General features: G+C 54.3%; 6 protein-coding genes. All 6 read right to left on the reverse strand.

Annotated features, from left to right (window positions below; all coding sequences use genetic code 11):
* Window positions 1-17 precede the first annotated feature (17 nt).
* Window positions 18-2,696, reverse strand: coding sequence for a beta-L-arabinofuranosidase domain-containing protein (locus tag B3M32_RS07540; RefSeq protein WP_414655176.1), 2,679 nt, complete (start codon window positions 2,694-2,696; stop codon window positions 18-20).
* 201 nt (window positions 2,697-2,897) lie between these two features.
* The gene (locus B3M32_RS07545) at window positions 2,898-4,712 is read right to left on the reverse strand and encodes a carbohydrate-binding protein (RefSeq protein WP_290744801.1); all 1,815 of its coding nucleotides are present in this window, start codon (window positions 4,710-4,712) and stop codon (window positions 2,898-2,900) included.
* A gap of 127 nt (window positions 4,713-4,839) precedes the next feature.
* Window positions 4,840-6,321: a carbohydrate binding domain-containing protein gene (locus B3M32_RS07550; protein WP_290744803.1), complete on the reverse strand. Its 1,482-nt coding sequence runs from the start codon at window positions 6,319-6,321 to the stop codon at window positions 4,840-4,842.
* Between the two features lie 179 nt (window positions 6,322-6,500).
* Complete coding sequence (locus B3M32_RS07555) at window positions 6,501-8,804, reverse strand: family 43 glycosylhydrolase (protein WP_349679864.1); 2,304 nt, start codon at window positions 8,802-8,804, stop codon at window positions 6,501-6,503.
* A 236-nt stretch (window positions 8,805-9,040) separates the two neighbouring features.
* Window positions 9,041-10,702 carry a sialate O-acetylesterase gene (locus B3M32_RS07560; RefSeq protein WP_290744805.1) on the reverse strand — a complete coding sequence of 554 codons (1,662 nt, stop codon included), beginning with the start codon at window positions 10,700-10,702 and terminating at the stop codon, window positions 9,041-9,043.
* A gap of 157 nt (window positions 10,703-10,859) precedes the next feature.
* Window positions 10,860-12,449, reverse strand: coding sequence for a sialate O-acetylesterase (locus tag B3M32_RS07565; RefSeq protein WP_290744807.1), 1,590 nt, complete (start codon window positions 12,447-12,449; stop codon window positions 10,860-10,862).
* Between the last annotated feature and the right edge of the window lie 39 nt (window positions 12,450-12,488).

The raw sequence follows: 12,488 nt of genomic DNA on the forward strand, positions 1-12,488 counted from the left end.
TTCTTATGGACAGAATGTCAAAAGCCGCCCTTCCTGAACAGCGTAGAAGCATAGCTGAAGCCATCGCGTTGGATTTTCAGGATATACGTGCCGTTACCGAGCCCCGCAATACCGATACCAAAGCTGGACTGACCTGCCGGAAGCGCAACGGATTTTACCAGGCGTCCGTTCATCGCATAAATTCTTGCGGCAAAGCCCTGCGAAAGTGCCGTTGCGGAAGCAATTTGCAACTCGTCACCCATCACGCGCGCCTTCAAGTCGGGGTGCGCGGGCGCAGTAACCGTCGTCGGAAAGGCATCCGTCACTTCGGGCTTGGGCTTGTTGCGGAGCAGTCGCACGCCGTAGAGGCCGCCCACCATGTTGCCCGCACCCGCCTTGAACGTCACGCGGACTTCTTTTTTGCCCTTGATCATGGCGTCGGGAATCGCGTAGATTTCGTTCACGAATTCCTTCTTGTTCCACTTGCCTTCGATGCTTTCGGTCGCAAGTTTTTCGCCATCGATCATAATGTCAAACGTACGCGAGCAGGATTCGTTGCCCCAGTAGCGAACCATAAGGCTCAAGGAATCTTCGCTATTGGTTTCGAGCACGTAGCTAATAGAGCCACCGTCGCCCGCATTGCACTTACCCGCGTCGCGGTAGAATTCACCGTTTGCCGTGCCAGAGGTCGTATTTTCGGTTTTCATCTGGTGGTCCACTTCGGGCTGCTGCTCGCCAGGCGCTACTTTATCTACAGTCTTCTCGTCAAGCGCCAACGCTTCTTCCTGTTCCTTTTTCAAGCGTTCCAGAATCGAGGGGTCGGTAAGTACCATCCAGTACATCATGTAGCGGGCATCATGCACTTCGTAGAACGGCTCCAGCAACAAGTTTGCGTCCTTCTTGTTCGCAAAAAGGTAGGGCGCCTTGAAGTGCATCGGCTCGCCCTTCACGGGTTCCACTTTTGAAGGGATATCTTCCTTCTTGCTCGCCAACATGGGGGCCTGATCCAGGGATTCAAGCGCTCCCGACGCGATATGGCTCCAGCGTCCGTCATCGGCAACGAGGCCGTTCAGGTTCGCAGTCCCCGTCTTTGCGGAAAGCACGATGGGGCCATGCATAAGCGCCACGTAGTCAGAAACATTCGGGAGTTCTTCCACGTGCGTGTACATCGGGAACAGCACCTCGATCACGTCGCCGGACTTCCAGGACTTACCCGCAGAAACGTAGCTCGACGGGTCTGATTTCTTCACGACGGTATCGCCGTTCACGATGACCTTGAAGGCGTCTTCCTTCACCCAGTACGGATGGCGGATCTTCATGTCGAAACTACCGCTTCCCGTAATGGTAAACTTTGCGCTTTCGCCCTTCGGAAATTCGGTTTCCTGCTTGATCTTGACGCCCTTCGCCTTCCAGTTCAAAAGCGATGCACTAAACAAGTTCACGTACAGGTCATCGCCATCCTTCGTGTAAATGAACTGGTTGTACTTCGCGGGGTTTTCCATACCCGAGCCCACGCAACACCACATGGCGGCATTCACCTTGGAATACACCCGATAATGACGGGGACGTGCTGGAGTGAAGTACACGTACCCGCCATGTTTCGGGTGTATAGTAGAAAGGATATGGTTGAATAAAGCGCGCTCATAGAAATCCGCCTGTTTGGCGCCGTGGTCCATGTTGAACAGGCGCTCCGTCAGCTTGAGCATATTGTAGGTGTTGCAAGATTCGGGTCCTTCGCGTTCTTCCACGTACTTCTTGTGGTTGTCGAAAGACGGGAAATGTTCCGAAATACTGTTGCCACCAATCGCGATGCTCCTCTTGTTCACGACGCGGTCCCAAAAATACTCGGAGCCCTTCACGTAAGTCTGGTCCCCCGAAAGTTCCGCGATACGCGCAAAGCCCACTACCTTCGGCACTTGCGTGTTCGCGTGAACATTCGTGAGGTTGTCGTTATTTGCCGACATCGCATTCAAAAGCCACTTGTGCGACCAGCGCTTGGCCTCGTTCAAGTACTTCGTATTCTTGGTAAGCGCATAGGCATCGGCATAGACCTCCGCCATGCCGCCATGTTCCGTACCGAGCATGGATTCCATCTTGGAATCGTTGAGCCCGCCCGTAATGGTAAGCCCCCAGTCACAAAGAGCAAGGAACATCGTCTTCGCCTGCTCGTAGCCCGCATAGATGTAGGCATCACGAAGGCCCGCAAAAAGCTTGTGGATGTTGTACCAGGGGACCCAATAGCCGTTCTGCGCACCGGCATTGCCGCTCTTCATGCTGAGCCACATCTTTTTGCCGTTGGGCACGCCGCTAATGTAGCCCTTGAAATTATTGTCCTTGGAATTCTGGTCCTGGATAGTCTTGAGCTCGCTCAGAACGTACTCCAGACGCTCTTTTACCAACTCGTCACCGCTTGCCGCATAGTGCATCGCCAAGGCGCTCAGGTAATGGCCCAGCACGTGGCCATCGAGGCCCGCCCAGTTCGGGAACTTGGAAGCCTTCGGACGCATTCCCGCCTCTTCGTAAAACGGGGCAAGCAGGCGGTCCGTATCGTAGCTGAGCAGCGTTTCCACGTTCAGGTCCTGACGGTCCTTCAGGGGCCCGCCAAGCAACTGCACGTCGCCCAGCGCGAACATGTCGGGGTAAAGCAAGTCTTGCGCCAAGCCCTGCGAAACAGCGCTCCCCAATACAGCGAGAACGATGCCGGCGAACCGATCCATCTTAAATCCAAACATCTTATACCATCCTTTCCCTATGTCCATGCACCCATATAAAAAATAGTCCCGATCACAGGCGAAAAACACCCCTTCGGGAGTTTTACTTTTGACAAGATTGCAAAAGCTAAAAAGCACAAAAAAAAAGTTTCCCGTCATTGCCGACGGGAAACCTGCATTGTCAGGAGAGTATTCTTATGGAATTTTTTACTTGAGTCGATGGCCGGTCAAGTCGAAGCGCATACCATTCTTCTCGACAAAGAGCGTATTGCCCTTCTTGACAAAGCGCGGTGCAGAAGCGTCGCCGCGAACGACAGGCATCAGCTGGCGAACAGCGTCCGTACCCGGCTCAGCGAACTCGATGTAGTCAATGTCCATCCAGTCGCCAGTGACAGTGAAGCGGAGAATGTGTTCGCCCTCGGTCAGGCTCACTTCGGCCTTGACCGTATTGTATTCATCGTAGTTGTCCTCACCCGAGGTTGCAGCAGGCACTGCGATTTCTTCAGTGATGTCCTTGCCGTCCATAGAAAGCTTGAAGCCAGAAGTGGCATTGGCAGAGGCAACGGAAGCGTTCATCGTGTAAGTTCCCGTCTTGGCGACCTTCACGCTGTATTCAAGCCATTCACCCGCCTGGTTGTAACCGACGATGATCCCCGTAGCCTTCTTGTACAGGTCTACACCGGTACCCGGACGGTAGTCAGAATCGCCGTGATTCTCGGTATCGTTTTCGTTGTAGGCGGTGTTGCCCTGTCCCACGCCGTTAATGTCGAAATCTTCCACTTCGATTTTGCCCGGAATGGCGAGAGCCTCGCCCTTGAACGGCTTGCGCGGAACCGGCTTGAGAACCAAGCGGAGGAGTGCCGAGCCGTGAGCAGGAAGTTCGATAGAAACGTGCGAAACCGGGCCCAGGTCTTTCTTTTTCCAGGCATCGCGGACTTCCACTTCGCCTTCCACGCCGACGTCTGCAAAGTTGCATTCCACAGTCTGGGTAGAATTGTTGTTGTTGAGGAGAGCCACGGCAAGGTCACCGTTCTGCAAGGGCTTGGTCCAGACCTGCTTGCCTTGCTTGTCAGAAACGCGGTGGCCCTGAACGCCCAGGGAATCCTGGTTGATGGCAATCATGTCCTTGTTCAGGTAGAGTTCCTTGGTCTCGTTGCTCATGTTGCGCACGTCGGAACTGATCATGATGGGAGCGGCCATGATAGACCACATCGTCATCTGGGAGCGCTGTTCTTCGTAAGAGAGGCCCCTGTTGCCCACTTCAAGCATGTCCGGGTCATTCCAGTGACCGGGTTTTGCAATCTGCCAGTACTTGTTGTTCGCATCGATAATTTCGTAGACGCCGCGGTACCACGAAGTCGAAATCCATTCAGGGCCGATATCGAAAGTGGTACGCCAGAGGTTAGCGATTTTGGGCATCCAGTCCTTGTATTCCCACATGCAAATGCTGAACACGATATCGCGTCCGGAATTGCGGAGAGCGTTGGACATGGCAGTGTAATCTTTTTCCTGGGTTTTCGGATCGGAATCGCAGTTATCGTACTTCCAGTAGTCCACGCCCCATTCGGCGAGTTTCTTGGCATCCTGTTCTTCGTGACCGTTGGAACCGCTTTCGCTCTGCCAGTTGCTGTTGTAATGGTGGCAGGTACGCTTGCCGCGGTCGCCGTAAAGACCGAACTTCAGGCCCTTGCTATGCACGTAATCGGCAATGGCCTTCATGCCGCTCGGGAAAGTCTTCGGGTTGTTCTGGAGGTTGCCCTGGGCATCGCGCTTGGTATCCATCCAGTTATCGTCGAGGTTCAGGTAAATGTAGCCCGCATCCTTCAAGCCGGAATTGACCATCGCATCGGCAATTTCCTGAATCTGCTTTTCGTTGATGTTTTCGTGGAACACGTTCCAGCTGTTCCACCCCAGCGGGGGAGTAAGCACCAAACTATCGGGGTGTGCCAAAGCCTGGGAGGCCATTCCAAGCGAAACAAGAGCGAAAGCTCCACCAATAGAGATCTTTTTCAATCCAAACATCTTTGTCACTCCTTAAAGACTATGGTAAAAATACTCCCCAAAAGCGGCAAAACACCCTTCAAAAGGGAAGACGCCATTGATTATTTATCAATGGCGCACTCCGAAAAAATGGCGATTTTAGCGTTTTTTAGCGAAAAACAGGCACCAGGAGGTAGGCTCCCTTCGTATATCTCGCACGTACAAGCGCCTCCGCCTCGGTAGCATCGCGCTTTTCGACCGTCCCGAGCCTGTGTCCGCGCAGGTCGAACACGGCATACGCCGCCGGCTGTCCGCGTTCAAGCCGCACCCCGCGCAAGGCGGTCGTTCCCGTATCGGCAGGGGCTTCCGTCTTCGCGATTTTCACGTTGTCGAGCGTGAGCGTGCCGGTGGCGGCCCCCGCATTGAAACTCAAACGGCTGTTGGTATCGGTCGCGGCCGTCATCTGGAACTTGAACGTGTACGTTTTCGAGGTCGTCCCGATTTCGAAATTCTGCTTTTCCTTGAGGTAAGATGCCCACGGATCGTTGTGCTGTTCCACGTTCACCTCGAGCGTACGGGCCGCTCCCGCGTTCGCGTCAAAACTGATTTCGTACCACTGGCCCTTTTCGAGGTGCAGGTCATGCTGGATAAGCTGCACCTGGTAATTCTCGGTACCGACGGCAGAAATGGCCAGCTGGTACTTGCCATCCTTGGCATCACCGGTTGCAGCGGCATCGCCGTGCACCTGCAAGTCCCAGGCTACCGCACTGGAATCGAAGCCACCGTTAAAGATGCTGTCGCGGTTGGTGGGCACCACAATCGCGGGCGGGGGCGGTGTAATGCTCGAGCCGTCCAGCGAGTAATTCTTCACGAAGTTCCATATTTCCACGCTCGTATTGACGCTCACGGCCTCGTCCATGGAATACCAGTGGCCCTTGCCGTCAATAGTCAGCAGGCGCACCTCGACGCCATCGGTGCAGCCACTCCAGATTTCGAGAGAAGCGGCAGACCCCGGCTTGGTCGACGGATACGGCTTGATCTTCTGCGAATTGCCGGAGCACTTCTGCGCGTTTACCCAGCCCTTGAGGGTATTCACGGTGCTGTTGTAGTTCACCACGTCGTCGGTGGTGCCGTGCGTATGCATAATCGGCATCGCGCGCTTGGGCGAATTCACGCCACCGCCACCCGACACAGGCGCAATGGCCGCAATCTGGTCGCCCATCTTGTTTGCCACATGGTAGCTCATCATGCCTCCCATCGAGAAGCCCGAAACATATACACGATTTTTATCAATTCCGTACTTTTGATACATTTCGTTGATGATAGCCTTTATGAAATTGAGGTCCTTATCGCCTCCGATATCCCACGCCTTGTTTTCGCCATTCGGGAATACCACCACAAAGCGCGCCGTGTCGGCAATGGGCTCCCACTTGGCGGCATTCTTCTGGTAAGGCGCATCCTGGTTCATGCCATGCATCTGGATGATGAGCGGGCGATTCTTCTCGATGCCCGAGGGGGCATACACGAGCATGCTGCGATTCTTGCCATCGACAGTTATATTGTCTGCAAACGAAGGAAGAACGGCAACAGAGAGAATTGCCGCCGTAAGGACGGCGATTTTCTTCGCCGAGATAAGCTTAATACCAAACATCTATTCTCCTTGGGGCATACACCATTCTGCCCCATCTTAATATATTCCTCTAAATTATTGAAATTCCGTTCCCCAAAAACATTCCATTGTCATTTTGTAAAAAGGGCTTTGACAAAGCCTCCCGAGACAACCGCCACGGGAGGCATTATTATGGGAGTACTCAGGAGGAGTTTCTTTTTTTAACGTACAGGACGAACGTAGAAGGCGCCCTTGGGCTTCACGACCGTGCGAACCTGCTGTTGCACTTCCGCAGCGTTCTTCGCACTAATTCGCCCGAGGAAACTGCCGTCTAGGCCGTACACACGGTAGGTCCGTGCACCCTGCACATCGAGGCGCACCGCATTTGCAAGGTCCGTCCCAATGGGCTCCGGATCCGTAGCGTCCTTGCCCTTCACGAACGTGAAGTAGTCAATATCGAGCCAAGCGCCAGTAACCGTAAAGCGGAGCACATGTTCGCCAGCAGGGAGCGTGACATTTGCCTTAACCTTGTTGTAATCGTCGTAATTCTCTTCGCCGGAGCTTGCTGCCGGCACCGCGATTTCTTCGGTGATGTCCTTGCCGTCCAGGGAGAGCTTGAAGCTCGAGGTAGAGCCAGCCGCAGCCACGGCCGCGAACATGGTGTAATCACCCGCATCCTTTACGTTCACGGTGTATTCGAGCCAGTCGCCTTCGCTGTTGTAGCCCACAATGACGCCGGTCGCCTTCTTGTAAAGGTCAACGCCCGTGCCCTTGCGGTAATCGCTATCGCCGTGGTTTTCGGAATCGGCGTCATAGTAAGAGGTGCCATCCTTGCCCTTGCCCGGCACGTCGAAGTTTTCGGCCTCGATCTTGCCCGGGAGCGCAATTGCCGGGCAGTTTTCGCCGGCGGCACAGAACGGAGTCTGCGGTACAGGTTCAGAACCTGCGCCGTCGAGATAAATTTCATCGTTCACGTCAACACCGACCTTGAACCAGTCAAAGTCCGCATAGCCGCCAGCCTGCTTGGTCGCAAAGTTGAAGAGGCCCCAGCGCACGCCCACGAACATGTGCAGGTCGTAATTGAGCTTCACGTCGCTACCGATCTTTGTCCAGGTATTGCCATCGGTGCTGTAGTAGAAGTAAGCCGTACCACGGTCAATCGGCAGGTCGAAATCGATACGCAGGTAAACCTTGGAACCCGAAAGGGCCTGGCTTGCAGCCTGTTTTTCACCATCCTTATTACCGGTGTACATCACCACCTTGTAGCTGCCGCCATCTTTAGCAAGCGCCACGAAGCCCTTGTCATCTTGCAGGGCAACGAGGCCGGCCATATCGCCATCCTTCATGCCGGTGCCATCGACAAGCGTACGGCCAGAACTCTTGGGGCCAAAGGAACGCTGGGTCAGGGTGTTCTTCGCATTCACCACGCGGCTATCGGTACGGCTCGTAGTAATGCGGTAGAAGCCCGGATTTGCGGAGAGACTCCAGTTCTTGTTATCGGGGTTATGGTTGAACTGCCATTCGAGAGCAAGTTCACTAGATTCAAAGTCATCAGAAGTCACCATGCCGTAGCCCGGGAGCGGAGATTCCGGCAAGTCAATTGTGGAGGGAGCCTTGGAGCCGCTAGTCGGGACCGGCCAGCCGTCCTTCCATTCCATCGGAACCAGGTGCGACATACGGCCAACCGGGCCAGAATCGCGGAACAGGAGGGCATACCACTTGCCATCGGGAGTATCGAAAATGCCACCCTGCGCAACGCCGTTATCGGAGAGGAAGTACCTTCCGCTGTAACCGGAGAGCAGGCTCTTGGAACGATAAACGATTTCGCTACGGCTTTTGCCGGCCGGCCAGGAAATCGTGAACAGGTAGTATTCGCCGTTCACCTTTTCCATGTGCGAGCCTTCCTGCTGCACGTAGTAGTTGCTGGTGCCGGTCACCTGGTTCACGCTCACGCCGCCGAGCTTGCCGCTCTTGCCGCCGGCCTTCACGCCGCTCGCATCGTCATTGAGCTGCACGTAGCTAATCTGGTCGCCGCTGCCGTAGAACACCCACACGGTGCCGTCGTCATCGAAGAAGAGGGACGGATCGTGATAGAACGGAAGCTGCACTTCGCTCCACTGGCCGCTTTCCACGTCGGCGGTCTTGTACAGGTGAGTCTTGCCTGTCGTGTAGGACGGGGTCAGCACGTAGAAGAATCCCTTGTGGTAACGGATGCTCGATGCCCACGAGCCCTTTCCGTAGGCGTCCTTGCCGCCATTCAGGTTTTGCTGGTCGTTGTTGGTGAGCGTCTGGTAGGCATAGCCCACCGTGCGCCACTGGGCCAAATCGGTGCTCTTGAAAACGGGCACGCCTGGGGCAAAGTGCATCGTGGTGGTCACCATGTAGTAGGCGTCGTCAACGCGGACAATCGAGGGGTCCGGGCTATCGACATACATAATCGGATTGTTGACCGTTGCCGCAAAGGCGGTCACCGCAAAAATGCCTGCAAAAAAGGCAGACTTGCCCATGCTCTTGAAACATCCCATAAGAACTCCTTTTCAGTTCCCTATAAAAATATTTCACGGAGCACAAAAATCCCATAAACAAATTCGATGTTCTATGGATGTTTTATCAATAAAGAGGGGTTTCGCGGGCAAAAAAACACCCCGGCACGTTGCCAGGGCGTTTTTATGATATGGAGGTTTAGTTCTACCCGTAGATAAAGCCCAACGTTACAGCAATTGCCATAAAGAGGACTATCTGCTTCACGATGACGATTTCACTACTTTTCATAAATTACCACCTTTTTCATGAAATGGTGTTTACTCTTTGTATTAGAAATTACAAAAAACACCCCGCCAGAGACCATGTTTTTCGTCACATTTTCCCTAGTTTTTTTAACGGCCTCTTCCATGGTTGTGGCCTTAATCACACCCAATTTGCGGCCCTGCATATCAACGATTGCAAAACTGGTTTCCGTTTCGGGAACATCCATACGGATTTTCACCAAATTGTCGGTTCCAGTCGCCGTCTTGAATTCCACGTAGTCGATGTCAACCCAGTCGTTGGTAATCTCAAGTTTCAGTTCGTGCTCGCCCGCCTTAAGCGTAGCCTTGCCGCCGCTTACAACTTCGAACGCATCAAAGCCGTTTCCGGTATTGGCCATCCCGGTACCGATAGGCTGGTCGTCCATGTAAAGCGTCAAGCTACCGGTGCCATTCTCGCCCGCCACGTTGGCAGAAATCTCGTATTCGCCATCGGCGGCCACGTTCACGGTGTACTTGAGCCATTCGCCCTTCTGGCAGTGGCCCACGACAATGCCCATGTTCGGCTGATAAATATCCACATCGTCCTTACGGAGCTTGCCGCCTTCGTTGCCCTTGCTCAAATCGTAATAAGCCTTGTCGGCACCGCCCTTGTTGTAGTTCTCGGCCTGCACCTTGCCCGGGATTTCGATCGGGTCGGTATACGGGCCATATTCCTCGGGAGGTTCGTCAGGAACCGTAGACTGGCTCGGGTCCACCAGGTTTACCGGCGGGGCATCCGGGTCAATCGTCTTGTCGATAAGCTTGAGCATCTCGGAGCAGTAGCGCTTGCCGAGTTCAATCACGCCCGCGCGCCCGAAGTGGTACGGGTCCTTGCCGTTGCCCTGCAGGCCCTTCGAAGATGCAAGCCCGAACTTCTTGAAGTTGTTCTTGAGCTGGGCAATGCCGCCATTCTTGCTTCCGCAGCAGTTGTTACCTTCTTGCAGCAACTCGCCCGCCACGAACGGGACTTCGTTCTCGTCGAGATCGAGCGCGTCGATAATGTCCTTGTAGGTCTTGTAGACGGTGCGGCGCCAGTTGTCGTCGGTACCGTCACTTTCGCCCTGGTGGAAGATGAAGCCCTTGATGACGCCCACTTCCTTAGCCTTCTTGGCGAGTTCCAGGATGCGTCCCGGAGGATTGTTGTCGTAATCCTTGGGCCAACCCCAACTCATGATGTCCTTGCCGTCGCCCTTGAAGTAACTTTCATACTGGTCCTTGTCGAAAGCGCGAATGCTCACTGCGCCGATAGCCACCGGGATGATACCCACGGTCACGCCCGGGAGGGAATCGACCATCGCGCGGCCGAAGTAGTCCGCCGGGGAGAGGTTCTCGAAGGGGTGGAACATCGGGGGGATTGCCGTATACCATTCGCCAGTCTTGATGGACTGATTCGTCTTGCCGCTGCGCTGGCTCGCGTTTGCGTTATGCGAGGCGAGCATCAGGAACTTGTCCTTGTACTTGTCCTGGTCTTCGGAAGGGACGATATCTCCGTTACCGGCCATATTGGACTGGCCATAAGCGATATAAATGTGAAAATTGGGATTCGGGGCGGCATTCGCAATTGCCGTGAACATCAAAAGTCCACCCACAAGCCACAACACGATCGTCAAGAAATCCGAAGCCTTTTTTACATCCATAGCACACTCCTTGTATACTTTAAAGATACCCCCTAAAAAGCGAGAAAACACTCGAAAAAAGGCTTTTCCCATGGACAAAAAATCAATACCTGGAGACCAAAAAAAGCCCGCTTTCGCGGGCTTCTCGTCAACAAAAATTTACTTCGTAATTTTCAGGTTACTTTGCAATTCTGATTTGCAGGGTTTTGCCCGAAACAGACCTCGCCAGATAGGTTCCGCCACACTTGACAAGGCCAGCCGCACTTTCGCGGAGATTCTGCATCCCCACGGCACGAACCATACCGAGGTAGACGCCATTCATATCAAAGATGCGGAAGTTTTCGACTTCAGTCGGCATATCCAGGCGGACATCGGCAATCCCAAGGCCGCATTCTTCGCAAGGATCCTGCACCGCCGAGAAGCTGATATAGTCAATATCGAAATATTGCTGCGTCGCATCCATGCGCAGAACATGCTTACCGGCAGGAAGATTCACCATCTGCGTAACGTCAGTGAAATCATCGTAGCTAGAACCCGTAACCGTGAATTCGGCAATGGACTTGCCGTCGATAGAGAGCGTAAAGGCGCCTTCGCCCTCAGTAGCGACAGAAGCCGTAGCAGTGTAATCGCCAGCTTCGGCTATATCGACAGTCCATTCGAGCCAGTCGCCGGTAGTGTTGTAGCCTGCGGCAATTCCGGTAGCCTTCTTGTACAGGTCAACGCCGGTATCCTTGCGGTAGTCGGAGTCGCCGTGATTTTCGCTATCGTCGCCGTAGGAATCGTTGGTGGTACCGTCTTCGTTCTTGCCCTTACCCGGAATATCGAAGTCCTCAACTTCAATCTTGCCCGGGATAGCAAGAGCTTTTCCCTTGAACGGGGTCTGCGGTTCAGGCTCGACCGGCGCCGAGCTGATGTGCTTGAGCATCTCTGCAGCATAGCGGCGGCCGAATTCCTGGTAGGATTCGCTACTGAAATGATACGAGTCCTTGCCGTTGCCCTTGAGACCTTCGGACGAGACGAAGTAGGTATTGTCCATCACGTTCGGGAGCGTCTTGATATTGTTGTCGGTAAAGCTCCAGCAGCAACCGCCGGCGGCACGGTCTTCCAGGCCGCCCGCAAGGAACGGAACCGTATCGGAACTCAAGTTCAGGGCCTTCAAGATATCGTCGCGGGTCTTCTTGACTTCTTGCTGCCAGTTATTGCCGTTCATGGCACCCGATTCGCCCTGATGGAAAATGAAGCCCTTGATGACGCCGACCTGCTGCGCCTTCTTAGCGACTTCCACAATACGGGCATATGCGTTACCGTCGCTGCCGTAGTCCTTGGCCCAGTTCACAAGCCAATTCTCGGCAGTAGAAAGGTAATTGGCGTACTTGTCCTTGTCGAACAGTTCGATTTTCGTTCCGCCCACGGCCACGGGAATCACGCCCACGGTCACGTCGGGGAGGCTATCAGCCAGGTAACGGCCAAACCAGTCGGCCACAGAAAGACCTTCGCCGCAGTGGAACATCGGGGGAATTGCCGGGTAGATTTCGCCTACGTTCGGGTAGCGAGTACACGACGTGGTCGCGAACATCTTGTAGCGCGAATGCTCCTTGTCGTCGGTACCCTTGCGGATATCGCCCGCGCCCGCCATGTTGGACTGGCCGTAGGCAATATAGACGTGGAAGTTCGGGTCCGGAGCGGCAGAAGCTTCTGTTACGGATCCAACGCCAAGAAAAGCGGAGATCGCGGCAGCGCCCACCGATAGCGACAGGAAATTCTTCATACCCATTTTTCCTTCTTTCGTAAAACTCTAACGTTAAAA

It is taken from the genome of Fibrobacter sp. UBA4309, from assembly GCF_002395745.1.
GTDB lineage: Bacteria > Fibrobacterota > Fibrobacteria > Fibrobacterales > Fibrobacteraceae > Fibrobacter.

Coding starts and splice junctions, on each gene's coding strand:
- B3M32_RS07540 (WP_414655176.1), bottom strand. CDS start 2,696: ATGGATCGGTTCGCCGGCATCGTTCTCGCTGTATTGGGGAGCGCTGTT.
- B3M32_RS07545 (WP_290744801.1), bottom strand. CDS start 4,712: ATGTTTGGATTGAAAAAGATCTCTATTGGTGGAGCTTTCGCTCTTGTT.
- B3M32_RS07550 (WP_290744803.1), bottom strand. CDS start 6,321: ATGTTTGGTATTAAGCTTATCTCGGCGAAGAAAATCGCCGTCCTTACG.
- B3M32_RS07555 (WP_349679864.1), bottom strand. CDS start 8,804: ATGGGATGTTTCAAGAGCATGGGCAAGTCTGCCTTTTTTGCAGGCATT.
- B3M32_RS07560 (WP_290744805.1), bottom strand. CDS start 10,702: ATGGATGTAAAAAAGGCTTCGGATTTCTTGACGATCGTGTTGTGGCTT.
- B3M32_RS07565 (WP_290744807.1), bottom strand. CDS start 12,449: ATGAAGAATTTCCTGTCGCTATCGGTGGGCGCTGCCGCGATCTCCGCT.